The sequence below is a fragment of the Streptomyces sp. NPDC027185 genome (genome assembly GCF_055567035.1).
The window spans coordinates 472,511-497,960 of record NZ_JBVHRF010000001.1 but is presented as its reverse complement, the minus strand read 5'-3'; the positions used below and the strand labels follow the sequence as shown (position 1 = coordinate 497,960).

25 protein-coding genes are annotated in these 25,450 nt (G+C 73.7%); 15 read left to right on the top strand and 10 right to left on the bottom strand.

The genetic code is table 11. The features are described 5' to 3' along the window. The first annotated feature begins 124 nt into the window (after nucleotides 1-124). From ACZ4M8_RS02095 to ACZ4M8_RS02075, 5 genes are all read left to right on the top strand, one after another. The gene (locus tag ACZ4M8_RS02095; protein ID WP_467602592.1) at nucleotides 125-1,447 is read left to right on the top strand and encodes a multidrug effflux MFS transporter; all 1,323 of its coding nucleotides are present in this window, start codon (nucleotides 125-127) and stop codon (nucleotides 1,445-1,447) included. 53 nt (nucleotides 1,448-1,500) lie between these two features. Further along, nucleotides 1,501-2,643 carry a serine hydrolase domain-containing protein gene (locus tag ACZ4M8_RS02090; protein ID WP_467602591.1) on the top strand — a complete coding sequence of 381 codons (1,143 nt, stop codon included), beginning with the start codon at nucleotides 1,501-1,503 and terminating at the stop codon, nucleotides 2,641-2,643. Nucleotides 2,644-2,857: 214 nt separating this feature from the next. After that, nucleotides 2,858-3,817 carry a small ribosomal subunit Rsm22 family protein gene (locus ACZ4M8_RS02085; protein WP_467602589.1) on the top strand — a complete coding sequence of 320 codons (960 nt, stop codon included), beginning with the start codon at nucleotides 2,858-2,860 and terminating at the stop codon, nucleotides 3,815-3,817. Nucleotides 3,818-4,072: 255 nt separating this feature from the next. Further along, on the top strand, nucleotides 4,073-4,669 hold the full coding sequence (locus tag ACZ4M8_RS02080) for a TetR/AcrR family transcriptional regulator (protein ID WP_467602587.1): 597 nt from the start codon (nucleotides 4,073-4,075) through the stop codon (nucleotides 4,667-4,669). Nucleotides 4,670-4,818: 149 nt separating this feature from the next. After that, nucleotides 4,819-5,562 (top strand): bifunctional DNA primase/polymerase, encoded by a 744-nt coding sequence (locus tag ACZ4M8_RS02075; RefSeq protein WP_467602585.1) that lies wholly within the window; start codon nucleotides 4,819-4,821, stop codon nucleotides 5,560-5,562. 87 nt (nucleotides 5,563-5,649) lie between these two features. On the opposite strand, the gene ACZ4M8_RS02070 is transcribed toward ACZ4M8_RS02075, so the two are convergent. The 5 genes from ACZ4M8_RS02070 to ACZ4M8_RS02050 form a co-directional block, all read right to left on the bottom strand. Continuing rightward, entirely contained in the window at nucleotides 5,650-6,615 is a 966-nt protein-coding gene (locus tag ACZ4M8_RS02070; RefSeq protein ID WP_467603431.1) for an SCO2278 family lipoprotein, read from the bottom strand. Next, a complete protein-coding gene (gene efeU, locus ACZ4M8_RS02065) occupies nucleotides 6,512-7,504 on the bottom strand; it encodes an iron uptake transporter permease EfeU (RefSeq protein WP_467602583.1) in 993 nt (330 codons plus the stop codon). The genes ACZ4M8_RS02070 and efeU overlap by 104 nt, the downstream gene beginning before the upstream one ends. A gap of 60 nt (nucleotides 7,505-7,564) precedes the next feature. Then, nucleotides 7,565-8,875 carry an iron uptake transporter deferrochelatase/peroxidase subunit gene (efeB, locus tag ACZ4M8_RS02060; RefSeq protein WP_467602581.1) on the bottom strand — a complete coding sequence of 437 codons (1,311 nt, stop codon included), beginning with the start codon at nucleotides 8,873-8,875 and terminating at the stop codon, nucleotides 7,565-7,567. Then, nucleotides 8,872-10,020 carry an iron uptake system protein EfeO gene (efeO, locus tag ACZ4M8_RS02055; RefSeq protein WP_467602580.1) on the bottom strand — a complete coding sequence of 383 codons (1,149 nt, stop codon included), beginning with the start codon at nucleotides 10,018-10,020 and terminating at the stop codon, nucleotides 8,872-8,874. Before efeO ends, efeB begins: the two co-directional genes overlap by 4 nt. A gap of 593 nt (nucleotides 10,021-10,613) precedes the next feature. Next, the gene (locus ACZ4M8_RS02050) at nucleotides 10,614-10,925 is read right to left on the bottom strand and encodes a hypothetical protein (protein WP_467602578.1); all 312 of its coding nucleotides are present in this window, start codon (nucleotides 10,923-10,925) and stop codon (nucleotides 10,614-10,616) included. A gap of 134 nt (nucleotides 10,926-11,059) precedes the next feature. On the opposite strand from ACZ4M8_RS02050, the gene ACZ4M8_RS02045 reads away from it, so the two are divergent. After that, nucleotides 11,060-11,719, top strand: coding sequence for a PhzF family phenazine biosynthesis protein (locus ACZ4M8_RS02045; RefSeq protein WP_467602577.1), 660 nt, complete (start codon nucleotides 11,060-11,062; stop codon nucleotides 11,717-11,719). 61 nt (nucleotides 11,720-11,780) lie between these two features. Here the strand turns inward: ACZ4M8_RS02045 and ACZ4M8_RS02040 are convergent, their stop codons facing one another. Beyond that, nucleotides 11,781-12,458, bottom strand: coding sequence for a biliverdin-producing heme oxygenase (locus ACZ4M8_RS02040; RefSeq protein WP_467602575.1), 678 nt, complete (start codon nucleotides 12,456-12,458; stop codon nucleotides 11,781-11,783). Nucleotides 12,459-12,601: 143 nt separating this feature from the next. Further along, the gene (gene map, locus ACZ4M8_RS02035) at nucleotides 12,602-13,459 is read right to left on the bottom strand and encodes a type I methionyl aminopeptidase (protein WP_467602573.1); all 858 of its coding nucleotides are present in this window, start codon (nucleotides 13,457-13,459) and stop codon (nucleotides 12,602-12,604) included. 67 nt (nucleotides 13,460-13,526) lie between these two features. Here map and ACZ4M8_RS02030 point away from each other — a divergent pair, with 67 nt between their 5' ends. Beyond that, nucleotides 13,527-13,757 carry a hypothetical protein gene (locus tag ACZ4M8_RS02030; RefSeq protein WP_467602571.1) on the top strand — a complete coding sequence of 77 codons (231 nt, stop codon included), beginning with the start codon at nucleotides 13,527-13,529 and terminating at the stop codon, nucleotides 13,755-13,757. Between the two features lie 228 nt (nucleotides 13,758-13,985). After that, nucleotides 13,986-15,062 carry a substrate-binding domain-containing protein gene (locus tag ACZ4M8_RS02025; protein WP_467602569.1) on the top strand — a complete coding sequence of 359 codons (1,077 nt, stop codon included), beginning with the start codon at nucleotides 13,986-13,988 and terminating at the stop codon, nucleotides 15,060-15,062. Nucleotides 15,063-15,211: 149 nt separating this feature from the next. Here ACZ4M8_RS02025 and ACZ4M8_RS02020 read toward each other — a convergent pair whose 3' ends face one another. From ACZ4M8_RS02020 to ACZ4M8_RS02010, 3 genes are all read right to left on the bottom strand, one after another. Beyond that, complete coding sequence (locus ACZ4M8_RS02020; protein WP_467602567.1) at nucleotides 15,212-15,832, bottom strand: hypothetical protein; 621 nt, start codon at nucleotides 15,830-15,832, stop codon at nucleotides 15,212-15,214. Nucleotides 15,833-15,980: 148 nt separating this feature from the next. After that, the gene (locus tag ACZ4M8_RS02015) at nucleotides 15,981-17,540 is read right to left on the bottom strand and encodes a sialate:H+ symport family MFS transporter (protein ID WP_467602565.1); all 1,560 of its coding nucleotides are present in this window, start codon (nucleotides 17,538-17,540) and stop codon (nucleotides 15,981-15,983) included. Between the two features lie 51 nt (nucleotides 17,541-17,591). Further along, nucleotides 17,592-18,551: a dihydrodipicolinate synthase family protein gene (locus ACZ4M8_RS02010; RefSeq protein ID WP_467602563.1), complete on the bottom strand. Its 960-nt coding sequence runs from the start codon at nucleotides 18,549-18,551 to the stop codon at nucleotides 17,592-17,594. 186 nt (nucleotides 18,552-18,737) lie between these two features. Here ACZ4M8_RS02010 and ACZ4M8_RS02005 point away from each other — a divergent pair, with 186 nt between their 5' ends. The 7 genes from ACZ4M8_RS02005 to ACZ4M8_RS01975 all read left to right on the top strand — a co-directional run bounded on the left by ACZ4M8_RS02005 (nucleotide 18,738) and on the right by ACZ4M8_RS01975 (nucleotide 25,409). After that, nucleotides 18,738-19,421: a FadR/GntR family transcriptional regulator gene (locus tag ACZ4M8_RS02005; RefSeq protein WP_467602562.1), complete on the top strand. Its 684-nt coding sequence runs from the start codon at nucleotides 18,738-18,740 to the stop codon at nucleotides 19,419-19,421. A 415-nt stretch (nucleotides 19,422-19,836) separates the two neighbouring features. Further along, nucleotides 19,837-20,928: a sialidase family protein gene (locus tag ACZ4M8_RS02000; protein ID WP_467602560.1), complete on the top strand. Its 1,092-nt coding sequence runs from the start codon at nucleotides 19,837-19,839 to the stop codon at nucleotides 20,926-20,928. After that, nucleotides 20,925-22,256: an ABC transporter substrate-binding protein gene (locus ACZ4M8_RS01995; protein WP_467602558.1), complete on the top strand. Its 1,332-nt coding sequence runs from the start codon at nucleotides 20,925-20,927 to the stop codon at nucleotides 22,254-22,256. Before ACZ4M8_RS02000 ends, ACZ4M8_RS01995 begins: the two co-directional genes overlap by 4 nt. Beyond that, on the top strand, nucleotides 22,253-23,233 hold the full coding sequence (locus ACZ4M8_RS01990) for a carbohydrate ABC transporter permease (protein ID WP_467602556.1): 981 nt from the start codon (nucleotides 22,253-22,255) through the stop codon (nucleotides 23,231-23,233). The genes ACZ4M8_RS01995 and ACZ4M8_RS01990 overlap by 4 nt, the downstream gene beginning before the upstream one ends. Continuing rightward, on the top strand, nucleotides 23,230-24,075 hold the full coding sequence (locus ACZ4M8_RS01985; RefSeq protein ID WP_467602554.1) for a carbohydrate ABC transporter permease: 846 nt from the start codon (nucleotides 23,230-23,232) through the stop codon (nucleotides 24,073-24,075). The genes ACZ4M8_RS01990 and ACZ4M8_RS01985 overlap by 4 nt, the downstream gene beginning before the upstream one ends. Nucleotides 24,076-24,165: 90 nt before the next feature. After that, nucleotides 24,166-24,915 carry an NADPH-dependent F420 reductase gene (npdG, locus tag ACZ4M8_RS01980; protein WP_467602552.1) on the top strand — a complete coding sequence of 250 codons (750 nt, stop codon included), beginning with the start codon at nucleotides 24,166-24,168 and terminating at the stop codon, nucleotides 24,913-24,915. A gap of 266 nt (nucleotides 24,916-25,181) precedes the next feature. After that, nucleotides 25,182-25,409 carry a hypothetical protein gene (locus tag ACZ4M8_RS01975; protein ID WP_467602550.1) on the top strand — a complete coding sequence of 76 codons (228 nt, stop codon included), beginning with the start codon at nucleotides 25,182-25,184 and terminating at the stop codon, nucleotides 25,407-25,409. The last annotated feature ends 41 nt before the right edge of the window (nucleotides 25,410-25,450 follow it).

The following is a 25,450-nucleotide window of genomic DNA, read 5'->3' as shown; positions in this document are numbered from 1 at the left end:
GGCGGACGGCCACCGGTCCCGTCCGCCCCGGGGACGGCGGCCGTCCGCCCCGGGCCGAACCGGCCGGAACCCGTCCGGCGCATGACACGATGGTGCGCGGCCATCAACAAAACTGGAGACGCTCATGACGGACGCCGCGCCCGGCACGGCAGAGAATCAGGACCTTCCCCCCATAACCGAGCGGGGCCCGGCGGCACAGCCGTCCGCGTCCCGCCGCACCGGACTCCTCCTCACGCTCGTCCTCGGCGGCCTCACCGCCGTCCCGCCGCTCTCCATGGACATGTACCTCCCGGCCCTCCCGGAGGTCACCCAGGCGCTGCACAGCCCCGCCGCCACCGTCCAGCTCACCCTCACCACCTGCCTCGCCGGGATGGCGCTGGGACAGCTGGTCGTCGGCCCGATGAGCGACAAATGGGGCCGCCGCCGGCCCCTGCTCACCGGCATGGTCATCTACGTCCTCGCCACCGCGCTCTGTGCCTTCGCCCCCAACGCCGAGATCCTCATCGCCTTCCGGCTGCTCCAGGGCCTGGCGGGCGCCGCCGGCATCGTCATCGCCCGCGCCGTCGTCCGCGACCTCTACGACGGCGTCGCGATGGCCCGGTTCTTCTCCACCCTCATGCTGATCTCCGGCGTCGCGCCGGTCGTCGCCCCGCTCATCGGCGGACAGATCCTCCGGATCACCGACTGGCGCGGCGTGTTCGCCGTCCTCACCGCCGTCGGACTGGTCCTGACCACCGTCGTCTGGCGCACCCTGCACGAGACGCTGCCGCCCGAACGCCGCCACGCGGGCGGCCTGGGCGAGACCCTGCGCACCATGCGCGACCTCCTCGCCGACCGGGCGTTCTCCGGCTACCTCCTCGTCGGCGCCTTCGGCTTCGCCGCCCTCTTCGCCTACATCTCCGCCTCGCCCTTCGTCGTCCAGGAGATCTACGGCGCCTCCCCGCAGACCTTCAGCCTGCTGTTCGGCGTCAACTCCGTGGGCCTGGTGCTCGTCGGCCAGCTCAACGGCAAGGTGCTCGTCGGCCGGGTCGCGCTGGACAAGGTCCTCGGCTGCGGTCTGACGCTGATCGCGCTGGCCGCCACCGCGCTGCTGCTGATGTCGTCGGGCGTCTTCGGCCCGGTCGGACTGTTCCCGATCGCCTCCGGACTCTTCGTCCTGATGGCGTCGATGGGCCTGGTCATGCCCAGCACCAACACCCTGGCCCTGCTGCGCACCCCGCACGCCGCCGGCTCCGCCTCCGCGCTGCTGGGCACCTCCACGTTCCTCCTCGGCTCCGTCGCCTCCCCGCTCGTCGGTATCGCCGGGGAACACACCGCCGTCCCGATGGCCGTCGTCCAGCTCGGATGCGCCGTTCTGGCGCTCGCGTCCTTCCTCGGCCTGTGCCGCCCGTGGCAGCGTGGGGAGGGAACCCACCCGGGCACCACCGACGGAACGGCCAGGCTCTGAACACACCGCAGCCACCCCCCACCCCGGGCACCACCCCCGCCCCGTACGCACCGGTGCTCCGGCCCGGCACCCCCGCCGAGGCCGGACTCGACGCCGGCTGGACGGCACGGCTGACCGACGGCGTCCGGGCCCTGCCGCACGGCCCGGACCCGTGGTGCGCGGGCGCCGTCGTCCTCGCCGGACGCGGCCCCGTCGTCGCCGTCGAAGCCGCCACCGGCTGGGCGGTCCGCCACCGCGCCTACGACCCGGCGACCGACCGCGGCGTCCCGCTGCCCCGCGACGCCTGGGAGCCGATGCGCCCCACCACCGTCTTCGACCTGGCGTCCGTCACCAAACTCGTCACCGCCCTCGTCGCCCTCCAGCACACCGAACACGGCACCCTCACCCTCGACGACGAGGTCCGCGCCACCCTCCCCGCCTTCGCCCCCGGCATCACCGTCCGCCACCTCCTCACCCACACCTCCGGCCTCCGCCCCGAACTGCCGCTGTACGACCACCCGGACCGCGCCCGGCAGCTGGCGCTCCTGTGGGAACACGCCGCCGCCCCCGACGACCGCCCCGGCAGCGGCCCCCGCTACTCCGACCTCAACCTCCTCACCCTCCAACTGCTCCTCGAACACCGCACCGGCCACGGCCTCGCCACCCTCGTCCGCGACGGCCTCACCACCCCGCTCGGCCTGCACTCCACCGCGTACGGACCGCTCGCCCCGCAGGGTGTGGCGGCGACGGAGGACCAGCGGCGGCCCTGGGCCAAGGCCGACCGCGGCATGCTCCGCGGCGAGGTTCACGACGAGAACGCCTGGGCGCTCGGCGGCGTCGCCGGACACGCCGGCCTCTTCTCCACCGCCCAGGACCTCGCCGTCCTGAGCCGGGCCCTGCTCAACGGCGGGGCGTACGGCACCGTCCGCGTCCTGCGGGAGGAGACCGTCGCCGCCCTCCTCGACCCGCCCGGCCTCGGCTTCGCCGTCGACCAGCCGTACTTCATGGGCGAACTCTCCGGCCGCGGCGCCGCCGGCCACACCGGCTTCACCGGCACCAGCCTCGTCCTCGACCGCGCCACCGACACCTTCCTCATCCTGCTCGCCACCACCGTCCACCCCCGCCGCCGCACCGCCGGCTCCGCACCCCGCGCCGCGGCCGCCACGTGCCTGGCACGGGCGGTGGCGGAATGGGACGGAGGCCGGACGGCGGGGTGAACGGGGCGGCGCGGGCGGAGGGGACCGCGGGCTTCGCTCCTGGGGGGCGGGTCGGGGTTGTTCCCTAGGGGATGGGTGGGCCCCCGGATGTGGCCCTACCCGGCCGGTGGGGAGAGGGACCGGGCGTGGTCCCCGGAAAGGGCCGGGGGTTTCCCGTAGGGGGCCGGTTCCTTCCCGTACGGGGCGGCTCTCCCCGCCCCGTAAACTTGCCCGAATGCACGACGAACTGCGCGCCGCTCTGGCCGGCCTGCTCGACGGCCTGCCGCCCTCGCAGGCCACGCGGGCCGTCGACCGGCTGATCAGCCACTACCGCGGCACCACGCCCACCGACGCGCCGGTGCTCCGCGACCGCGCCGACGTCGCCGCCTACGCCGCGTACCGCATGCCCGCCACCTTCGAGGCCGTACGGTCCGCGCTGGCCGCGTTCGCCGCCCGGGTGCCGCGGTTCGTGCCGCGCAGCCATCTCGACATCGGCGGCGGCACCGGCGCCGCCACCTGGGCCGCCGCCGCGACCTGGGACGCGCACCGCTCCACCGTCGTGGACTGGGCACAGCCCGCCCTGGACCTGGGCCGGGAACTGGCCGACGGCACCCTCTCCGGCACCGAGTGGCGGCGCGGCGTCATCGGCGACGGCCTCACCGTCCCCGAGGGCACCGACCTGGTGACCGTCTCGTACGTCCTGGGCGAGCTGCGGCCCGAGGCCCGCCGTGCCGTGGTGGACGCCGCGGCCACCGCCACCGCCGTCGTCCTGATCGAACCGGGCACCCCGGACGGCTACCTCCGCATCCGCGAGGCCCGCGACCGGCTGACCGCCGCCGGCCTGCGGATCGTCGCCCCCTGCCCGCACAGTGCCGCCTGCCCCGTCGTGCCCGGCGAGGACTGGTGCCACTTCTCCGCCCGGGTCAGCCGCTCCTCCCTGCACCGCCAGGTCAAGGGCGGCTCCCTGGCGTACGAGGACGAGAAGTTCGCCTACGTCGCGGCGCTCCGCCCGCCCGCCGCGCCCGACGGACCCGCGGCGCCCCGCATCGTCCGCAAACCGCAGCTCCGCAAGGGCCAGGTCCTCCTGGACCTCTGCACCCCCGACGAGGGCCTGCGCCGCACCACGGTGACCAAACGCCACGGCGACCGCTACCGCGCCGCCCGCGACGCCGCCTGGGGCGACACCTGGGAGTGAGCCGCGAGGCCGGCTGCGGGCCGGGAGCCTGACCCCGGGCCCTCGACTCCCGACCCCGGCCGGCTCCGACTCCGGGCCCGGCTCCCGGCCGGGGCCCGACCCCCGGCTCTGACCTGGTCGGCCCTCGGCCCCCGCGCACGGAGCGCGGCCTCCGGTTCCCCGGCCGCAGCCTTCCGCTCCGGGCCCGGCCGCTTCTGAAGGCCCCCGCGAGACGGCCCGTCTCGCCCTGTCGCCTCCGCTCGGTACCATCGCCCCATGCCCCCCACCCCCGCGCCCAACGCCGCGCGCCGTAGTGAGCGGTCCCGCCGTGCGATCTTCGACGCCGCTCTCGCCCTGGTCGGCGAGGTCGGCTACCCGCGTCTGACCGTCGAGGGCATCGCCGCCCGCGCCGGGGTCGGCAAGCAGACGATCTACCGCTGGTGGCCCTCCAAGGCGGCGGTCCTGCTCGACGCGTTCACCGAGGGCGTCGCGGACTACGGCGCGGCGCTGCCCGACACCGGCGACCTCGCCGCCGACCTGAAACACGTCATGCGGGCCACCTGCGACGAGTTCAACGACCCGGCGTTCCAGGCGCCCTACCGCGCGCTCGCCGCCGCGGGCGCCGCCGACGAGGAGCTGTCCCGCGCCTTCGTCGCCCGCATGACGGAACCCGGTTTCGCGGTCTACGGGGCCCGGCTGCGCACCGCCCAGGAGGCCGGGGAGATCGACCCGGACGCCGATCTGCGCATCGTCACCGAGATGCTGCTGAGTCCCTTCTCACAGCGCTGGCTGATGCGCACCGGCGAACTCACCCACGCCTACACCGACACCCTCGTCGACCTGGTACTCCGCGCGGTCCGCCGCCCCGGCTGACCGCCGCGCCCGAGGCCCGTTCCCCCGGGAGCGGAGGCAAATGCCCGCTTCGTCCGCCCCGTACGGGCCCCGGATCCTGACACGGGTCACCCCGAGCGCCGGATGGTGGCAGCATTGTTCCCAGACCACCGCTCGAATTGAGGGGATAGATGGAACGCAAGAGCAGGTTCTCCCAGTGGCTGCGCCGGCCGAGGAGCGGTTCGGACGGCGACGAGACGGACACGGGATCGGCGGCCGCGCGCGGCCGCGAGGACCTGCTGCTGGCAGCGGCCGACGCGGGCTTCCCCATCGCCCCCGCCGCCCACCCCGCCGGCTACGGCTGCTCCTGCGAACGCATCGGCTGTCCCACCCCCGCACGCCACCCCGTCTCCTTCGGCTGGCAGACCGTCGCCACCACCGACCGCGACAAGGTCGCCGCCTGGGTCCGCACCCTCCCCGAGGCCAATTTCATCACCGCCACCGGCATCACCCACGACGTCCTCGACGTCCCCGCCGAAGCCGGCCGCACCGCCCTGGAACGCCTGGAGGCCGCCTCCGTCGAACTGGGCCCGGTCTCGCTGAGCGGCGCCGGCATCGGCGACGGCCGGATGCTCTTCTACACCGCCACCCGCGGCACCCCGGACGACGAGGACGAATGGTGGCCCTGCGAGCTGGACTGCCACCCCGAGACCCTGGACGAGCATCCGGGCCTGCGCTGGCACTGCCGCGGCAGCTACGTCCTGCTGCCGCCGTCCCGCCTCCCCGGTGACCGGCCCGCCGTCTCCTGGCTGCGCGGCCCCGAGCGCCCGCTGCCCGACCCGCTGACGCTGCTGGAAACCCTCACCGACGCCTGCGCCGAGTTCATCGGCCGCACCCCCGACCACGAGACGACCGCCTGGCCCATCGGCCGCTGACCGGGGCCCGCCGGGACGCCCGGCGGGCCACCGCCGCACAGCCCCGGCCGCCGGCTGCCGACCGTCGCGCCGCCCCGGCACCCGCGGCTACGGCACCTTCGCCGACGTCCGCGCCTCGACGTAGTTCAACACCGTGACCTGGCCGCCCGCGCTCTTCGCCGGGACCTGCGCCGCCTGCGCCGTCAGATTGGTCAGCGTGATCTTCTCGGCCTGTTCCACCGGCTTGTCCATCACGCCCTGCACCTGCGGCGACACCTGCATCGTCGAGCCCTCGGACACCGTCTTCTGCTGGTGGTAGAAGCTCGCGAAGAACACCAGCGCACCGCCGTCCTGTGTCCGCAGCGCCACCGGCGCGAACCGCGCCGGCTGATCCAGCCACTGGATCCGCGATTCGAGCGTGCGGGACTTCGCGTCCCGGTCCCGGCGCCAGGCGTCGGTCCGCGGCCCCGGCGCGAACAGACCGCCCTTACCGGTCCGCAGATAATCCGCGTACGCCGCGCTCAACTTCCCCGGATCCACCACCAGACCGCTGCCGTCACCCACCGGCACCGGCTCCGCGAACCCGTCCGCGTCCGTCTTGAACCGCGGCACCTGGGCGCCGGAGAGCGCCGTCATGTACACCGCCCGCCACGGGGCGTCGGCGGCGTCCCGGCTGAACACCAGGAACCAGTGGGAGAACCGCCCGCTGCCGTCCTTGCGGTTGGTGGCCGCGTCGGCCATGAAGAAACGCGGCCACCCCGCCTGCTTCGGGACCGTGAAACGCGGGTCGCGGAAGGTCAGCGGGGTGGCGTGCGGGTTGCCCCCCGGGCGGACGGCGTGCGACGCCTTGATACCCGCCCGGTCGATCATCAGCAGCGCGTCCGACTCGTACGTCGGATTGACGGCCGGATCCAGCGTGCGGGCCGCCTTGTTGAAGCCCTTGGTGAAGTCCTGGAGCGCCTTGGCGGCGTCAGCCTTCGTCACCGCCGGGACGATCTCCCGCTCGCCGTGCACCGTCACGCACCCGGTCAGCATCGCCAGCGCCGCCGCTGCCGACGTCAGTGCGAGCGACACCCGGAACGGCGACCTGCGTGTCATGGGGCTCGGGCTCCTTCGGGGCGACCGGGGCGGACGCGGACGCCGCCGGGGTGGCAGGATTCGGCGCCACCCTACCGGGGGCCAGGAACACCGCGAGCGTGGGGACCAGATACACCGCCCACACCACGACCTGAAGCACCGTCGGATCCGGCTGGAAGTTGAAGATCCCCTTCAGCAGCGTTCCGTACCAACTGTCCGCCGGAATCTGCTCGCTGATGTCGAACGCCCGCGTCGCCAGCCCCGGCAGCCAGCCCGCCTCCTGCAGATCGTGGAAGCCGTACGCCAGGACGCCCGCCGCGACGATCACCAGCATCCCGCCGGTCCAGGTGAAGAACTTCGCGAGGTTGATACGGACCGCGCCCCGGTAGAACAGCCAGCCCAGCACCACCGACGTGGCCAGCCCCAACAACGCGCCGACCAGCGGCCGGACCCCGTCCTGCGCCGACTGCGCCGCCGTCCAGACGAACAGCGCGGTCTCCAGCCCCTCACGCCCCACCGACAAGAACGCGGTCACCACCAGCGCCGTGGTGCCCATCGCCAGCGCCGCGTCCAGCTTGCCGTGCAGCTCCTTCTTCAGATGCCGCGCGGTACGCCGCATCCAGAACACCATCCACGTCACCAGGCACACCGCGATGACCGACAGCGAACCGCCCAGCGCCTCCTGCGCCTGGAACGTCAGCGTCTGCGAACCGAACTGCAGCGCCGCACCGAACCCGAACGACAGCAGCACCGCGAGCGCGATACCCGCCCACACCGGACGCAGCGCCTCCCGCCGCCCCGTCTTGACCAGATAGGCGATGAGGATGCAGACGACGAGGCTGGCTTCCAGCCCCTCGCGCAGACCGATCAGATAGTTGCCGAACACGTCGGTCCCTTCTCTTCCTTCATGGTGTTCGTGACGTACGGCGCCGGTGGCGCGGACGGTTCAGGCGGACGTGAACAGCGCCCGGCCCCACCAGTCGGCGGCGTCCCGGACACCCGGCACCACCGCGAACACCGCGGAACCGACGTGCTGGATGTACTCGTTGAGCGCGTCGTGCCGCGCCAGCTTCCGCTGCAACGGCACGAACCCGTGGCGGACGTCGCGCTGGTAGGCGAGGAAGAACAGCCCCGCGTCCAGCCGCCCCAGCCCGTCCGTACCGTCGGTGAAGGAATAGCCGCGGCGCAGGATACGGATCCCGCCGTTGCTGTCCGGGTGCGCGAGGCGGACGTGCGCGGTCGGCAGCATCGACGGCAGGTGCACCGCGTCCCGTTCGTGGCTGCGGCCCGCCGGGGCGCCCTCGGCCTTGTCCCGCCCGAAGACGTCCTCCTGCTCCTTGAGCGAGGTGCGGTCCCACGTCTCGATGTGCATCCGGATCCGCCGCGCGACGAGGTACGAGCCGCCGGCCATCCACGCCGCACCGCCCTTCGCCTCCGACGGCGGCACCCACACGTGTGCGTCCAGCGACTTCGGATCGTCACCCGCGACGTTCTCGGTGCCGTCCTTGAAACCGAACATGTTCCGCGGCGTCTGCGCGCCCGGCGTCGTCGACGACGTCTTGCCGAAGCCCAGCTGCGACCAGCGGATCGCGACCTTGCCGAAACCGATCCGGGCGAGATTACGGATCGCGTGCACCGCGACCTGCGGATCGTCCGCACACGCCTGGACGCACAGATCGCCGCCGCTGCGCGCCTTGTCGAGGTTGTCGCCGGGGAACTGCGGCAGATCGATCAGCGCGTCCGGCCGCCGGTCGGCGATCTTGAAGCGGTCCTTGCCGTCCTTGGTGAAGAGCGTCGGCCCCACGCCGAACGTCAGCGTCAGCCGGGACGGCGGCAGCCCCAGCGCCTCCCCGGTGTCGTCCGGCGGCGCCTCGGCGAGCCCGCCGACCGCGCCGTCCCCGACCGGGTTGCCCGCCGTCATCGCGGCAGCCGCCTTCGTCCACTCCTTGAGCAGCGAGATCAGCGCCTCGCGGTCGTCGGTGGTGACGTCGAACGCCGCGAAGTGCAGCCGGTCCTGGACGGCGGTGGCGATACCCGCCTGGTGCGCGCCGTGGAACGGTACGGCCGCACCGGCGGCGGCGTCCGCGCCCGCCGGAGCGGCGTCCCCGGACCGCAGCGCCGCGGCGCTGCCGCCCGCCGCGACGGCGCCCACCGCCAGCCCCGCACCGCCCCAGCCCAGCAGTTTCCGCCGCGACGGCGCGGTCTTCCCGGCGGCAGGCGCCGGCGTCGCGGGTGTCTCCCCGGCAGCCCCGGTCACTTGGTCACCGCCACCGCGGCAGCCAGCTTCGACAGCGGCTCGGCCAGCGCGTTCACACTGTCCGACAGCTTCTTGCGGTCCGCCTTGCCGACCGTGTCGTACGCGACGAATCCGTCGGCGGAGCCCTTGTCGCGGTGGTCGTCGAGCTGCGCGCGGATCGCGGTGAACTGCCGGTCCAGCTCCTTCGCCAGCTCCGCGTCGTTCTTCGCCACCACCGGCTTCAGCAGCTCGTACGCCTTCTGCGCGCCCTCGACGTTGCCCTGGAAGTCGACCAGGTCGGTGTGGCTGTAGCGCTCCTCCTCACCGGTGACCTTGCCGGTGGCGACCTCGTCGAGGAGTTCCTTGGCGCCGTTGGCCATGCTGGTCGGCGTGATGTCGGCGGTGCCGACGCGCTTCTGCCAGTCCTTCAGATCGGTGATCAGCTGCGCGGCCAGCTTCTTGTCGTCCGCGGTGATCTTCTTCTCCTGCCAGAGGGACTTCTCCAGCCGGTGCCAGCCGGTCCACTTCTGGCCGTCCTCCAGCCCGTCGGCCCGCACATCGACCTTCGGGTCGATGTCCCCGAACGACTCGGCGACCGGCTCCGTCCGCTCCCACCCGACACGGGAGAGCGCGTACGTCTTCTTCGCCTCCGCGACATCCCCCGCGCGCACCGCGTCGGCGAACTTCTGCGCGGCGGGCAGCGTCCGGTCCGCCTCCCGCTGGACGTAGGTCCGGTACGCGGCGACGGCGGCGTCCAGCCTAGGATCCCGCTTCGCGTCGGCGCCCTTGCCGTCGGCGGTCACCTTCTTACGGATGCCGTCGCCCTTCATCCCGGGCTTGCAGGCGACCTCGTAATGGCCCGGCTTGATCTCGGCGGTGATCTCCGCGCCGGTGCCGGGGCCGATGTTCTCCCGCTCGGTGACGATGCGGTCGCCGGGCGCGTAGACGTAGACCTCGGTGACCTTGGAGCCCTTGTTCTGCACGGCGAAGCGGACGTGCCCGGCGGGGAACGTGTCGGCCGACAGCTCACAGGCGCTGTCGCTCGCCGTCACCTCGATCACCCCCTTGCCGCCCTTGCCGTCGCTCTTGGCCGCGCAGCCGGAGACGACGGTCAGAGCCGAGGCCACGGCGACGGCGGCGACGACAGGTGAGCGGAGGGCACGCATGCGGGACTCCAGTGGGGACGGGAGGACGGGGAGGGGACTGCTAAGGCGGACCTAAGTTATCTGAGGCTTACCTGAAAGATGCCCCCGTACGCCCGTGATCCGGCTCTCACGGGACACGGCACGATGACGGAACGGTCGGGATTCCGCCATGGAAGAGTCAGCGAAGAGTCAAGTAAGGGGCGGGGGCGCCGGGCAGCCATGACGGCCTCCTGGTGCGGTTGTTCCGGCCGTCGCCGCACGTCGCGGGCCCCGTACCCGCGCCGCCGGGCCCCTGCCCGCGCCACCTCGTCCCGCCCTGAGCTTCTCCGTCGTACGGGTGGAGCCGCGCCCGCGCCGCCGGGCCGGGGCTGCTTCCGGCCCCGGGTTCCTGCCCTGTACCGCCTCGTGTGCCACCGGGCGCGCCCCGGCCCGGTACCCGCCCCGCCACCGCGGTGCCTCGCCCTGACGCGACGAAGCCGGGTGGCCGCCCCGTGAAGGGGACGCGGCCACCCGGCTCCGTCATGACGTGAAGGGGGGCACCGCCCGTCCCGCGCGGCCGCGGTTCCGCGAGGGGCGGGACGGTGCCGGGAGCCCGGTCGGGGCTCCGGTGTCCGTTACAGCGGGCGCGCCCACAGGTCGTACTGGAGGCCGCTGCCGTCGCAGAACGGGTCCGCCCACTTGCCGCTGGACACCAGGTCCGTACCGGCCTCCTGGCAGCCGCTGAGCGTCCAGAACTTCTTGCCCGTCCAGACGGTTCCGGGCGGGCCGTCCATCGGCTTGTGCTGCGGGACGGCGTGGGCGGCGGGCGCGGCGGCCTTCGCCTCGGCGGCGGGCGCGGCGCTGGCGCCGGTCTGCGCCGCGCCGAGCGCGGCCACCGCCAGCGCGGCGGTCGCGAACGCGCTGCCCAGGATTCGCCTGTTACGCATGGTGTGCATCCTTTCCCCGTGGTGCGGGGCTCCGTCGCGGCCCCGTCCCCCTGCACACGGATCCGGGCCCCGCCCCGTATGACATCCCGCCATGTGACCTGCGTCACATTGCGGTGGGGTCCCACAATGGGCCGATGACCGACATCGAAGTGCTCCGGGTCTTCTGCGGCGACGACGGCGCGGGCGGCAACCCGCTCGGCGTCGTCCGTGACGGCGCCGCCCTGCCCGGCCGTGCCGCACGCACCGCCCTCGCCGCCGAACTCGGTTACAGCGAAACGGTGTTCCTCGACGACCTCGCACGCGGCACCGCCGACATCCACACCCCCTCCGTCCGCCTCCCGTTCGCCGGCCACCCCCTCGTCGGCCTCGCCTGGCTCCTGCGCGACCTCGGCCACCCGCCCGCCGTCCTGCGCCCGCCGGCCGGTGAGGTGCCCGTCGCCTACGAGGGCGACACCGTCTGGGTACGCGGCCGCGCCGCCTGGGTCACCGAACGCCGCTGCGTGCGGTACGGCTCACCCGCCGAGGTCGACGCGCTGCCCGCCCCGCCGCCCGGCGACGGCTGGCTGTACGCCTGGGCCTGGCAGGACGAGGCCGCCGGAACGGTACGTGCCCGTGGCTTCCCCCGCCGCGGCGACAAGATCGCCGAGGACGAGGCGACCGGCGCCGCCGCCCTCCTCCTCGCCGATCGGCTCGGCCGCCCCCTCGACATCCGGCAGGGCGCCGCCTCCCGTATCCGCACCCGGCCGGGCCCCGACGGCACCGTCGAGATCGGCGGCCGGGTCCGCCGGGCCTGACCTGGCAAAAAGGGAGGGGCCGGGACTGCTTCGCCCCGGCCCCTCCCTTTCCGCCCGCCGCTCACGCGCTCAACGGGAACCGCTCGCTCAGCGCGTGGAACACCGCGTCGTTCAGCGCGAAGGCCCGCTTGCACTCGTCGATGATCCGCTGCTTCTCCAGATCGTCCGCCGGGACCGCGTCCAGCAGCGCGCGGTACTCCCGCTTGAAGGCGGCCGGATTGGCGATCCGCTCGAAGACGTAGAAACGCACCCCGTCGCCCTTGGGCGCGAAGCCCCACTCCTTCTCGGCGGTGGCGCGCAGCACCTGCCCGCCCGAGAGGTCGCCGAGATAGCGCGTGTAGTGGTGCGCGACGTAGCCGCCGGGCCAGTGGCGGGCGCAGTGCCGGATGCGGTCGGTGTACGCCGCCGTCTCCGGCAGCGGCATGATCCGCGCGCGCCAGGACGGGCCGTGGAAATGGGCCAGATCGCGGGCCAGCTCCGGCGCCCGGGTCAGCTCCGGCCGGACGAACGGCCCGGCGACCGGATCCCCGGCCAGCCGCTCCGCCTCCTCCTCCAGCGCGCCGTAGACGAACCAGAGCTGCTCGGTGTAGCAGCGGTAGGCGCGCACGCCGTGCCGGGCGCCGATCAGGTCGGCCAGGAACGAATCGCCCGAGGTGGCGTCGTGCTGCGGCCGCGAGGCGGTGCGCAGCTGGGTGGAGAAGGCGGCGGGCTCGGACGAGGCCGTGCTGGTCGTTTCCAAGGCTGACCTCCGGGGACGGGTGAACTCAGGTACGCCTGAGTAGACGCTGGGTGTCCGCTCCGGTCAACACGTTCCCGACGAACTGTCGGTAAAAACCTCGACGCGGGCGCACCGCGCGGCGAACGCGGTGCGCCCCGGGCCGGTCAGGGCAGCGTGAGGATCTCCGCGCCGGTCTCCGTCACCACGAGCGTGTGCTCGAACTGCGCGGTCCGCTTGCGGTCCTTCGTGACGACCGTCCAGCCGTCGTCCCACATGTCGTAGTCGTACGAGCCCAGCGTCAGCATCGGCTCGATGGTGAACGTCATCCCCGGCACGATGTCCGTCGTGTGGTGCGGGCTGTCGTAGTGCGGAACGATCAGCCCGGAGTGGAACGACGTGTTGATGCCGTGCCCGGTGAAGTCCCGCACGACGCCGTAGCCGAACCGCTTGGCGTACGACTCGATGACCCGGCCGATGACGTTGATCTGCCGCCCCGGCCTGACCGCCTTGATCGCGCGGTTCAGCGCCTCCCGCGTCCGCTCCACCAGCAGCTTCGACTCCTCGTCGACATCGCCGCACAGGTACGTGGCGTTGTTGTCGCCGTGCACGCCGTTGATGAAGGCGGTCACGTCCAGATTGACGATGTCGCCGTCCTTGAGGACGGTCGAGTCGGGGATGCCGTGGCAGATGACCTCGTTCAGCGAGGAACACAGCGACTTGGGGAAGCCGCGGTAGCCGAGCGTGGAGGGGTACGCGCCGTGGTCGCACATGAACTCATGGGCCACCCGGTCGAGTTCGTCGGTGGTCACACCGGGCGCGATGAGCTTGGCGGCCTCCGCCATCGCCTGCGCGGCGATCCGGCCGGCGATCCGCATCCGCTCGATCGTCTCGGCGTCCTGCACCTCCGGACCGCTGTACGGGGTCGGCGCGGCCTTCCCGACGTACTCGGGCCGCGGGATCGAGGCGGGGACGGGGCGGGTGGGGGAGATCTTCCCCGGGACAAGAAGCGACTGGCCAGACATGCCAGCGAGTGTATCGGCGGGCCATCGGGCAGGATGGCGGCACGGAAACGGACCTCAGGAGGCGGCGATGGCGCTGTTCAAGAGACGGACCGAGGGCAGGCCCGGCGAGTGGTTCTACTGCCTGCGGCACCAGAAGGTGGAGGAGGGCCCCGAATGCCGGGCCGCCGACCGCTTCGGGCCGTACGCCACCCGCGAGGAGGCGGCGCACGCCATGGACACGGCCCGCGAACGCAATCTGGAGTGGGAGACCGACCCCCGCTGGCACGACCGCGGCACCAAGGACGACCCGGAATCCTGACCCCCGGGCGGCCCGCCCACCGGCCCGCCCACCCGGCCCGCCCGGCCGGGGCGGCCCGCGCCGTCCGGCCCCGGATCTCCCGCGTCCGCGGCCCGGCGCCCCGCCTCCCGTCGCCGTAACGGCGCATTTCCGCGATTTCGTATCGTTACTCTCCCGATTCTTGACGTTACGAGTGGTAGTGGCGTTCACTTCAGCCGTTCCGGCCGCCAACGGGGAGAGAAAAACGAAATGAACGCACGAACGCGCCGTAGGATCACCGGCGCGCTGGCCCTTTCTCTGGCCCTGCCACTGGCCGCCTGCGGAAGCGAACAGCCGAAGGCGCGGGACAACAACTCCATCGGATTGCTGCTGCCGGACAAGGCCGCGCGGTACGACACTTTCGACCGCCGCATCATGGCCTCGAAGATTGCCTCCCGCTGCCTGGAATGCAAGCTCGAATACCGCAATGCCCTGGGCGACGAGGACACCCAGCGCCGCCAGTTCGAGGAGATGGTCCGCGACGGCGTCCGCGTCATCGTCCTCGACGCGGTCGACGCCAAGGCGGCCGGCCCGTGGGTGGACGCCGCCGCGAAGAAAGGCGTCAAGGTCGTCGCCTACGACCGCCTCGCCGAGGGCGCCATCTCCGCGTACGTCTCCTACGACAACGCCAAGATCGGCAAACTCCAGGCGGAGGGCCTGGTCACAGCCCTGGGAGCACGCGCCGCCACCGCCCGCGTGGTGATGCTGAACGGCTCGCCCGCCGACCCCAGCGCCGTCGCCTTCAAAAAGGGCGCCCACGCCGTCCTCGACCGCAAGGTCGGCCGGATCGTCTACGAGAAGGACGTCGCCGGCTGGTCCATCCCGCTGGCCCGGAAGAAGTTCGCCACCGCGCTGAACACCCTCGGCCCGGCGGGATTCGACGCGGTCTACGCTGCCAACGACGGAATGGCCGGCGCCGCCGCCGACGCACTCGAAACGGCCGGAGTGCGCGACGTCCCGATCGGTGGCCAGGACGCCGAACTCGCCGCACTGCAAAGGATGGTGAAGGGCGTTCAGTCCTTCACCGTTTACAAGGAAGTCCGGCCCGAGGCGCAAACCGCCGGAGAAATCGCCGTCGATCTGCTCCAGGGAAAGAGCATCACTTCACAGGCCCCGGAAACTGTCGACAGCAAGAGCCGAACGCATATTCCCGCGAAGCTCTTCAACGCCCAGCTCGTCACCCGGAAAAACCTGGCGGACACCGTGATCCGCGACGGCGCGGTACGCTCCGACCTCATCTGCACCCCGGAGCTGGCCGCCGACTGCAAGGAACTCGGCATCGGCTGACACACCCGGCGCCGCACCGCACCCGGCCGGGCCCGCGCGCACGTCACCACCGATGGCGGCGCGGTGTGCCCGTCCGTATCCCGGCGGGCCGCCGCGGACGCTTCACCGAGGGATGCCGCGGCACACCCGGCCCTCCTCCGACGCCGGTGTCACCACCGCGGGGGCGGCGGTGACGTCAGCGCGTCGGCCAGGCGGGAGAGCCGGTCGCGGAAGCCGCGGCCGCCGCGCGGGGCGGGCCCGTGGTTCTCCCCGGCGGCGGCGCTGACCAGGTGCTGCACCGTGTCCAGGTCGAGCGGCGCGGCATCCGGGCCCTCCTCCACCGACGGCGGCGCGGTCAGCGCGTCGTGGGCCAGCGTGCGCAGCTCACCGTCCCCGCCGTCCAGTGTCAGCACGGTGGCGCCGCCGCGCCGCGCGTCGTGCACCCGCTCCAGCAGCCCGGCGCCCGGCGCCCACGGCGAGACGACCAGCAGCGTGTCACCCCGCCCGGCCGCCGCCAGCCGGTCCGTGCTCACCGACAGATGCGCCGGGCTCCCGGCGGGCACCCGGTGGCGCACCAGCGTCGGCGACAGCTCCGGCAGCCCCGACCAGGCCGCCTCGTCGTCCAGATGCGCCGCCAGATGCCACGGTTCGTACGCCTCGCCGCCCACCAGCAGCAACCCGCCGTGCGGGGTGACCGAGGAGCGCAGCGCCCCGGCGAAGCGGCGGGTGGCCTGCAACCACTCCGTCCCGGCGAGAACATCACGCAGCAACGCGACCCGTACGGCGTCCATGGCCCGGCATCCTCCCGCGGGCCGCCCCCGCCCCGGGCCCTCCGCCCCCCGCATCACCCGAAAGGGGACGCCGGCCCGGGGGAGCGCCGGCCGGGCACGCCGGGGGCACGCCGGTCCGGGACGCTCCGGGGCCTTCCCGCCCGGTACCTCACGGGCCGGAGGCTCCCGGCCCGGCCGCCCTCGGCCCAGCGCTCTCCGGTCCGGCGCTCTCCGGTCCGACCGCCCCCGGTCCGGCCTCTCCCGGCCCGCCGTCACGGCCGCTCCCCGTCTCCTCCGCCTCCGCCGCGAGATGGTCGCGGGGCGCGTCCGGGTTCCGCAGCCGGTGCAGGCGGCCCGGGACGTCGCCGCCGATCAACGCCACGACCAGCAGCGTTCCGGCGAACGTCAGACCGGCCAGCGCACCGCCCAGAGAACGGCCCTCGGCCAGCCGCGCGCCCAGCACCGGCGCCACCGCGCCGCCCAGCGCGCCCACGTTGTACGTGAAACCCATCCCGGCGCCGCGGCCCGCGGTCGGGAAGTGGCCGCCGAGGTAGCGGGGCAGCAGCCCGGAGACCCCGGTGCTCAGCCCCTGGAGCACGAAGAGCGACACCCCGAGCAGCACCAGGTGGTCCGCGACCGCGAAGACGGGGAAGACGAACAGCAGCGACGCCAGCAGCGCGCAGACGTACGCCCGCCGCGCCCCGAAGCGGTCCCCGGCGAACCCCGCCAGCCAGCAGCCCGCCATCGTGCCGAACCCCGCGAAGGACAGCACGCCGGTGACCTGCCCCGCGTCGTAGTGCAGCTCCGTCTTCAGATACGTCGGCAGCAGCGCCTGGAGCGGCCAGCTGTAGAGGAACGCGACGAAGACCGTGCCGCTCAGCGCGAGGTACAGCACCCAGCCGCGGGCGCCGCCCAACTGCACCGCCAGCGCGACGAGAGCCAGCCCGGCCACCACCGCCAACTGCGGCACCGCGCCCGCGCCGACCGGCGTGAACACCCCGAACAGCGCGGCCGCCGCCACCGCCGCGACCCCGCAGTTCACCGCCGCCCGCAGCGGCGTCGCCAGCAGCGGCCGGAACGGGTTCGGCGCGGTGGCCTGTGCCCCGGCGGCCGCCCGCCACGCGTCCGTCTCCGGCAGCGACCGGCGTACCCACAGCGCCACCGTCAGCGGCACCAGCCCCAGGTAGAACATCCAGCGCCAGCCCAGCGCCGGGACGACCCACTTGTAGCACTCGGCGGCGGCCACCGAGCCCAGGGAGAAACCGGAGATCAGAAAGCCGCTCGCCCGGCCCCGGAACCGGGCCGGCCAGCTCTCCAGGACATACGTCGCGCTGGCCCCGTACTCACCGGCCATGCCCATGCCGATCAGCAGCCGGGCGGTGAAGAGGCTCGTGTGGTCCCAGGCGAAGCCGCAGGCGAACGTGGCGCACGAGTACAGCGCGATCGACGCGGTCATGGCCGCCTTCCGCCCGAAGCGGTCGCCGACCGCCCCGAGCACCGCACCGCCCAGCCAGCGGGTGATGAACGCCCCCGACACCAGGCTCGCCGCCGCCACCGTGTCCAGCCCGAACTCGTCGGCGATCTCCGTCAGGACGAGCGTGATCAGGACGAAGTCGAAACCGTCCAGGACGTAACCGAGCCAGGCGGCGAAGAACGCCTTCCACCGGGCGCGGCCCACCTCCCGGTACCACGGAACGCCGTCCCGGGGCGGCTGCTGCACAGCGGGCACGGTGCCTCCCGAGGGGCCGGACGCGCGCGGACTACGGGGACGGCGCGGGCCTCACCGCGCCGGGAGCAGCCCGGCGGCGGTCAGCAGCCGGCCGACCTCGGCGACGGCCGCCGTGTCCAGCGGGAGCTGCGGCGCCGCGGTCGTGCCGTGCGCGAGGACGCCGCGCAGCGCCAGCGCCGCCTTGAACGCACCCAGCGCCGACGAACCGCGGCCCATCGCCTCCTCCGGGCCGACGTCCACCATGGCGAACAGCGCCGCCAGCCGCTCCTGCTCGGCGGCGGCCACCGCCCAGTCCCCGGCCCGCGCCGCGTCGTACAGGCGGACGTACCCGGCCGGATCGACGTTGCCGAGACCGGGCACCACGCCGTCCACGCCCGCCAGCAGCGCGGCGTCCACGGTCAGTTCGGAGCCGGTCAGCACCGAGAAGCCGGGCGCCGGGCCGGTGCGGCGCCCGGTGCGGCCACCCAGCGTGACCAGCAGCCGCCGCAGCCCGCCCTCGTCGCCGCTGCTGTCCTTGAGCCCGGCCAGCGTGGCGTCCGCCGCCAGCTCCCGCACCAGCGCGGCCGGCAGCTTGGTGTGCACGGCGACCGGGATGTCGTACGCGAAGAGCGGCAGGTCGACGGTGGCGCGGATCCGGCGGAAGTGCGCGGCGATCTCGCGCGGATGGGTGCGGGTGTAGAACGGCGCGGTGGCCACGAGGGCGTCGGCGCCGAGGCGGGCGGCGGTGGCGGCGTGCGTGAGGACGCGGCGGGTGGTGGTGTCGATGACGCCGGCCAGCACCGGGACGCGGCCCCCGGCCGCCCGGACGACGGTGTCGAGGACCTCGGCGCGCTGGTCGTCGGTGAGGTGGGCGGCCTCGCCGGTCGAGCCCAGTGCGAACAGGCCGTGGACGCCTCCGTCGAGGAGGTGGTGCACCAGGCGGGTGAGGGAGGCGGTGTCGACCTCGCCGGACGGATCGAGGGGGGTGCAGACCGGGGGGACGACGCCGTGCAGCGGTGCGGGCAGTGCCATGGGCTCTCCACGGTGGTGCGGGGCGGGCGGACGCGCTCGGGCGCACCGTCCCCTGGGACATCGGACATGGGATGTCCTATGTCGGGGCCACAATAGCCCCGTGGAGACGCGGTCGGTCAAGGGTCCGGCCCCCGTCCGGGGGCGGGTCGCGAACCACCGCACGGCAGACGCGGGAGAGGGAGATTCATGGCGCGAGGCACGCTGTCCGAGGACGTTCAGGCGCAGATCAAGCAGCTCATCCTGGAGCGCGGACTCACCCCCGGCGACCCGCTGCCCACCGAAGCCGACCTGGTCGCCCTCCTCGACGTGAGCCGCAACTCCGTCCGTGAGGCGTTGAAGGCGCTCCAGGCCATGCGTATCGTCGAGATCCGGCACGGCTTCGGCACCTACGTCGGCCCCCTCACGCTCGAACCGTTCGTCGAGGGCATCGCCTTCCGCGCCGCCGTCCGCCACCACCAGGGCGAATCCAGCCTCTACGAGCTGATGGAGGTCCGTGAGGCGCTGGAGTCCGGACTGATCGCCACAGTGGCCCGCGATCTGCCGCCCGAGGACCTCGCCGTCCTCAAGGGGCTCGTCGCCCGGATGGGGGAGGAGGCCGCCGCCGGGCAGGTCGACGGCGCCACCGACCGCGCCTTCCACCTCGCCCTCTACCGCTCTCTCGGCAACCAGCTGCTCAGCGACGTCCTCGACGCCTTCTGGGACGCGCTCCGCCGGGTCCGCGACGACCTCGCCGACGGCCCCCGGAACCCGAGGGTCACCCACCACCAGCACGCCGAGATCGTCGCCGCGCTGGAGGAGGGCGACGGTGACCGCGCCGTCGAGGCCATGCACCGCCACTTCGGCGACATCCGGCGGCGGTTGGCGGAGTGAGGGCGAGGCGCGGGGCCGGGCGGCGACGGTGCGCCGGCGGGGCGGCGGCCGTACGGCACCGGGGCGGGGGAGCGGGCAGGCCCCGCACCCTCCGGCCCCGGCCGCGCCCCCGCCCACCGGCCGCGCCCCGGCCCACCGGCCGCGCCCCGGCCCACCGGCCGCGCCCCGGCCCACCGGCCGCGCCCCGGCCCACCGGCCGCGCCCCGGCCCACCGGCCATGCCCCGGCACTCACTCCTCCTCGGCCCGCCTCAACCCGCCCCGGTTCACCGGGAGTTAACGTGCCGTCAGTCATCCCGTCGTCAACCCCCGCGACACGAAACCGGGATATGTCCGGTCTCTTGACGCTCTATGGGGCGCTCCCTATGGTCACCGCAGGACGAGGGACGTCCTACGTCCGGCCGATGGGGGTGCCCCGTGGCATACGAGACGTCGGTGCCGTACCGCGCCGGGGACGACGGCTACACCGCCTTCCGGATCCCCGCCGTCGTCCGCGCCTGCTCCGGGACGCTCCTCGCCTTCGCCGAGGGGCGCCGCCACTCCGCCGCCGACTCCGGCACCATCCACCTCGTCCTCAAACGCTCCGCCGACGGCGGCCGCACCTGGGGCCCGCTCCAGATCGTCGCCCGCAACGGCACCGGTACCGCCGGGAATCCCGCCCCCGTCACCCTCGCCTCCGGCCGCGTCCTGCTCCTCCAGGTCCACAACGCGGCCGACGCCACCGAGGACCGCATCCGCCGCGGTCGCGTCACCTCCGCTGACGGCCGCCGCGTCCACCTCCGGCACAGCGACGACTCCGGCGCCACCTGGACCGCCCCCCGCGACCTCACCGACCAGGTCAAACACCCCTCCTGGCGCTGGTACGCCACCGGCCCCGGGCACGCCCTGCGGCTCCGCCACGGCCCCTGCGCCGGACGGCTCGTCGTCCCCGCCAACCACTCGGCGCCCCCGGACGGCCCCGGCGGCACCGGGGCCGGGCCCGCCCGCGACGCCGCCCACACCCTCCTCAGCGACGACGACGGCGCCACCTGGCGCATCGGCCTCACCGGCGGCGGCCACCACCCCGGGGTCGCCCCGAACGAGACCACCGCCGCCGAACTGCCCGACGGCACTCTCCACCTCGTCACCCGCAACCAGGCGCCCGCCGCCCGGCACCGCGCCGCCGCCCGCGCTGCCGACGGCGGGGCCCGCCTCACCGCGCCGTTCCGCCCGCAGCCGGATCTGACCGGCCCCGCCTGCCAGGGCAGCCTCCTCGCCCTCGACGACCACGGCGCCCTGCTGTACTCCGGGCCCGCCGACCCGGCCGCCCGCGCGCGGATGACCGTCCGTACCAGCCGCGACCACGGCCGCACCTGGCGCCCCGCCCACACCGCCGACGGCCGCCCCGCCGCCTACAGCGACCTCGTCCGCGCCGACCCCGCCACCGTCGGACTCCTCTACGAAACCGGCGACGTCAGCGCGTACACCACCCTCACCTTCCGCCGCATCCCCGTGGAGGACCTGCTGTGATCCATCGCCCGCCGCGTCGCAGAACGGTCCTGGCGACGGCCGCCGCCGCCCTCGCCGCTCCCGCCCTCGCCGGGTGCTCCGGCGCCGCCGGCCGGCCCGCCGCGCCCCGCCGCCGGAAGAAGGGCGAGAAGATCCGTCTCACCTTCTGGTCCTGGGTCCCCGGCATCGACAAACCCGTCGATCTCTGGAACCGCACCCACCCCGACGTCCGCGTCACATTCGAAAAGGTCTCCGCGGTGGGCGGCCAGCAGTACGCCAAACTGCACGCCGCCATCAAAGCCGGAAATCCGCCGGACCTCGCCCAGATCGAATACCCGGTTCTGCCCGGATTCCTGCTCGACAACGGCCTCTACGATCTCGCGTCCCTCGGCGCCGCCCGGCACCGGAAACGCTTCGTCGGCTGGCAGTGGCAACAATGCGTCTTCGGCCCCGGCATTTACGCCGTTCCCCAGGCGTCCGGCCCCATGGCCCTTTTCTACCGGCACGACCTCTTCGGGAAATGGGGAATCGAACCCCCGGAAACCTGGGACGCGTACGAGGGCGCCGCCGCGGCCCTCCGCGAAAAAGGCGCCTGGATCGACACCTTCGCCCCCGCCAACGGCAACCGTTTCGCCGGTCTCGCCTGGCAGGCGGGCGCCGCCTGGTACACCGTCCGCGGCGAGACCTGGACCGTCCACCTCGACGACGCCCCCACCCGCCGCGTCGCCGATTTCTGGCAGTCGCTCGTCGAAAGGAAACTCGTCAAGACGATTCCGGACCGGCAGAACGCCTGGTACAAGGACATCCAGACCGGCGCCATGGCCGCCTGGATCGGTGCCGCCTGGGGTGATGCGCTGCTCGCCGGAAACGCCCCCGCGACCGCCGGGAAATGGCGCGTGGCCCCCCTCCCGCAATGGCGGAAGGGCGACGACGCGCAGGCGAACTGGGGCGGCTCCACCACCGCCGTGCTCGCCGCCGCCTCCTATCCCGAGGACGCCCTGGAATTCGCCGTCTGGCTCAACACCGACCCGCAGTCCCTCGCCCTGCTCATCGACGGCGGATACGGAATTCCCGGCGCCGCCTGCGGTTACGCCGCCGCGGATCTCGACGCCGACCGCGCCTTCTTCGGCGGCCAGGAATACGGCAGGGTCTTCGCCGCCGCCGGCGACCACGTCGACACCGCCTGGCGCTGGGGCCCCGGCGTCGACACCCTCTACCAGCGCCTCGGCGACGGCTTCACCCGCGCCCTCGGCGACGGCACACCCTTCCGTACCGTTCTCGCCGACGTCCGGCGCGCCACCGTCACCGACCTCCGCAACAAGGGCCTCGACGCGGTGAGCGGCACATGAGCCGCACCGCCCCCGACCGCCCGCGCGCCCCCCGCGCACAGGCCCGCCCCGCACGCCCCCCGCGCATCCGTCCCCCCGCCCGCGCCCGGAGCCGGCACACCCGCGCCGCCGCCGTCCTCCTCGCGCCCTTCCTCGCCCTCTTCGCGCTCTGCTTCCTCGCCCCGCTCGCCTACGCGGTGTACGAGAGCCTCCACCGCACCCACCGCACCGGCCCGCTGGGGCTCGGCGGCCACCCCACCGAGACGTTCGCCGGGCTCGACAACTACGCGCAGGCCCTCGGCGACCCCACTTTCCTCGCCGGTTTCGGCCGCGTCCTGCTCTTCGGCGCCGTCCAGATCCCCCTGATGATCGCGCTGGCCACCGCCCTCGCCCTCCTCCTGGAGAGCGCGAGCGCCCGCGGCGTCCCCTTCTTCCGGACCGCCTTCTTCCTCCCGTACGGCGTCCCCGGTGTCATCGCCTCACTCCTGTGGGGCTTCCTCTACGTCCCCGGGATCAGCCCGCTCGTCGAGATCGCCGGACACCTCGGGCTCCAGGTCGACCTCCTCGCCCGCGACACCGTCCTGTGGTCCCTCGCCAACATCGTGACCTGGCAGTTCACCGGCTACAACATGCTCGTCCTGATCGCCCAGCTCAAAGCCGTACCGCCGGAGCTGTACGAAGCGGCCCGTATCGACGGGGCGAACGCCTGGCAGCTCGCCCGGCACGTCAAGCTCCCGCTGATCCGGCCCGCGCTCGTCCTCACCGGGCTCTTCAGCATCATCGGCACGCTCCAGCTCTTCGCCGAACCGATGGTGCTGCGCCCCCTCGCCGCCACCATCGACTCCGGCTACACCCCCAACCTGCACGCCTACAGCGCGGCGTTCACCGGCGACGATCCGCACACCGCCGCCGCCGAGGCGGTGCTGCTCGCCCTCGTCGCGTGCGTCCTCTCCTTCGGCTTCCTGCGGCTCGCCGGACGCGGAACGGACCGCGGATGACCGCCCCGCCGCTGCGTCACCGCATCCTGACCGCCTCCCTCCTGACCGTCGCCGCCCTCTACTTCCTCACCCCCGTCTACTGGCTCGCCGTCTCCGCCACCAAGAGCACCGCCGACCTCTTCGGCACCTTCGGCTTCCGGCTCTCCCACCCCCACCTCCTCGACCGCCTCGGCGCCGTCCTCACCTACGACCACGGCGTCTACCTCCGCTGGTTCGCCAACTCCCTGCTCTACGCCGGGGCCGGCGCCACCGCCGCCACCCTGCTGGCCGCCGCCGCGGGCTTCGCCCTCGCCAAGTACCGCTTCCGCGGCCGCGAGACGGTCTTCCGGGTGGTCCTCGCCGGTGTCCTGCTCCCGGGCACAGCCCTCGCCCTGCCGCTGTACTTCCTCTTCGGCGGTCTCGGCCTCACCGACACCTACTGGGCCGTCCTGCTCCCCGGCACCGTCAGCCCGTTCGGCGTCTACCTCTGCCGCATCTACGCCACCGCCGCCGTCCCGGACGCGCTGTTGGAGGCGGCCCGGCTCGACGGCGCGGGCGAGACGCGGATCTTCGCCACGCTCGGGCTGCGGCTGATGACGCCCGCCCTCGTCACCGTCTTCCTGTTCCAGTTCGTGCACATCTGGAACAACTACTTCCTGCCGCTGGTCATGCTCTCCGACTCGCGGCTCTACCCCGTCCAGCTCGGCCTCACCACCTGGACCGGCTACGCCGACCGCCTCCCCGTCCTCTACCAGTACACGGTCGGCGGCGCACTCCTCTCCGTCGTCCCGCTGATGATCTTGATGGTGGTCCTCCAGCGGTACTGGCGGACCGGGCTGGCCGACGGCGGGCTCAAGGCGTGACGGGGCACGCGTACGGCGCCCCCGACCAAGATCGACAAGGTTGTCCACAGGCTGATCCACGCCCCCGCCGCCCATGGCACCATCACTGCCATGACTACTGCTGACCAGAACCCCGCCGCCGATCCCGCCCTCTCCGAGAACGTCGCGACCCGCGCCAAGGCCGCCCTCAAGCGCGACCCCTGGGACCTGCCCGACGTCTCCGGGCAGATCGTCGGCGTCCTCGGCGGCACCGGCGACCAGGGCCGCGGCCTCGCCTACCGGCTCGCCAAGGCCGGACAGAAGGTGATCATCGGCTCCCGCGCCGCCGACCGCGCGCAGAGCGCCGCCGCCGAACTCGGCCACGGCATCGAGGGCGCCGACAACGCCGCATGCGCCCGCCGCAGCGACATCGTGATCGTCGCGGTGCCGTGGGACGGCCACGCCAAGACCCTCGAATCCCTCCGCGAGGAGCTGGCCGGCAAGCTCGTCATCGACTGCGTCAACCCCCTCGGCTTCGACAAGAAGGGCGCCTACGCCCTCAAGCCCGAGGAGGGCAGCGCCGCCGAGCAGGCCGCCGCCCTGCTGCCGGACTCCCGTGTCACCGCCGCCTTCCACCACCTCTCCGCGGTCCTCCTCCAGGACCCGGAGACCCACGAGATCGACACCGATGTGATGGTCCTCGGCGAATCCCGCGCCGACACCGACCTCGTCCAGGCCCTCGCCGGCCGCATCCCCGGCATGCGCGGCGTCTTCGCCGGCCGCCTGCGCAACGCCCACCAGGTCGAATCCCTCGTCGCCAACCTGATCTCCGTCAACCGCCGCTACAAGGCCCACGCGGGAGTGCGGATGACGGACGTCTGAGCCGCGAGGGCCGGCCGGGGCCGGGGTACGGACGGGAGCCTGACGGCGGGCGCCTGACGGCGGGCGTCCGGCCGCCGGGCCCGGCCGCCCCCGCCCGCCGAACTCCGGTCCCGGCGGGTGCGAGAGACGCGCGCGGCCCGGCGCCGTCCCCCCGTCGGGGGACGTGACCGGTCCGGCTCCTCCCGGGGCCCGACCCCCGCCGGGCCCGGGGATCCCATGGGGGACACTGGGAGGGACCACACCATTCCCGACAGGAGCCGACCCCCATGCCCTCCGTTCCCTCGTCCCGCCCGGCCCCGCGACTGGCCGTCTTCGCCGTCGTGGTCTGCGTGCTCGCCGTGGCGGCAGCCGTCGTCTCGTTCGTCCGGGGCAGTTGGCTCGGCGTCGTCTGGATCCTGATGGCCGGGATCTCCAGCAACATGGCGTGGTTCTACGTCCGCCGCGACCGGCTGGCCCGCGCCGCCGAGGCGGAGCAGGCGGGCACGGGGCTCTGAGCGGGCGGGACGGGCCCGGCCCACCAGGCCCGCGCCCGTCC

Bases quoted from the DNA above. Each gene is read 5' to 3' on its own strand.
- ACZ4M8_RS02045 (WP_467602577.1), top strand. From the start codon at position 11,060: ATGACCGACATCGAAGTGCTCCGGGTCTTCTGCGGCGACGACGGCGCG.
- ACZ4M8_RS02075 (WP_467602585.1), top strand. From the start codon at position 4,819: ATGGAACGCAAGAGCAGGTTCTCCCAGTGGCTGCGCCGGCCGAGGAGC.
- ACZ4M8_RS02005 (WP_467602562.1), top strand. From the start codon at position 18,738: ATGGCGCGAGGCACGCTGTCCGAGGACGTTCAGGCGCAGATCAAGCAG.
- ACZ4M8_RS02085 (WP_467602589.1), top strand. From the start codon at position 2,858: ATGCACGACGAACTGCGCGCCGCTCTGGCCGGCCTGCTCGACGGCCTG.
- ACZ4M8_RS02020 (WP_467602567.1), bottom strand. From the start codon at position 15,832: ATGGACGCCGTACGGGTCGCGTTGCTGCGTGATGTTCTCGCCGGGACG.
- ACZ4M8_RS02095 (WP_467602592.1), top strand. From the start codon at position 125: ATGACGGACGCCGCGCCCGGCACGGCAGAGAATCAGGACCTTCCCCCC.
- ACZ4M8_RS01985 (WP_467602554.1), top strand. From the start codon at position 23,230: ATGACCGCCCCGCCGCTGCGTCACCGCATCCTGACCGCCTCCCTCCTG.
- ACZ4M8_RS01990 (WP_467602556.1), top strand. From the start codon at position 22,253: ATGAGCCGCACCGCCCCCGACCGCCCGCGCGCCCCCCGCGCACAGGCC.
- ACZ4M8_RS02010 (WP_467602563.1), bottom strand. From the start codon at position 18,551: ATGGCACTGCCCGCACCGCTGCACGGCGTCGTCCCCCCGGTCTGCACC.
- npdG (WP_467602552.1), top strand. From the start codon at position 24,166: ATGACTACTGCTGACCAGAACCCCGCCGCCGATCCCGCCCTCTCCGAG.
- map (WP_467602573.1), bottom strand. From the start codon at position 13,459: ATGTCTGGCCAGTCGCTTCTTGTCCCGGGGAAGATCTCCCCCACCCGC.
- ACZ4M8_RS02025 (WP_467602569.1), top strand. From the start codon at position 13,986: ATGAACGCACGAACGCGCCGTAGGATCACCGGCGCGCTGGCCCTTTCT.
- efeO (WP_467602580.1), bottom strand. From the start codon at position 10,020: ATGCGTGCCCTCCGCTCACCTGTCGTCGCCGCCGTCGCCGTGGCCTCG.
- ACZ4M8_RS02050 (WP_467602578.1), bottom strand. From the start codon at position 10,925: ATGCGTAACAGGCGAATCCTGGGCAGCGCGTTCGCGACCGCCGCGCTG.
- ACZ4M8_RS02080 (WP_467602587.1), top strand. From the start codon at position 4,073: ATGCCCCCCACCCCCGCGCCCAACGCCGCGCGCCGTAGTGAGCGGTCC.
- ACZ4M8_RS01975 (WP_467602550.1), top strand. From the start codon at position 25,182: ATGCCCTCCGTTCCCTCGTCCCGCCCGGCCCCGCGACTGGCCGTCTTC.
- ACZ4M8_RS02030 (WP_467602571.1), top strand. From the start codon at position 13,527: ATGGCGCTGTTCAAGAGACGGACCGAGGGCAGGCCCGGCGAGTGGTTC.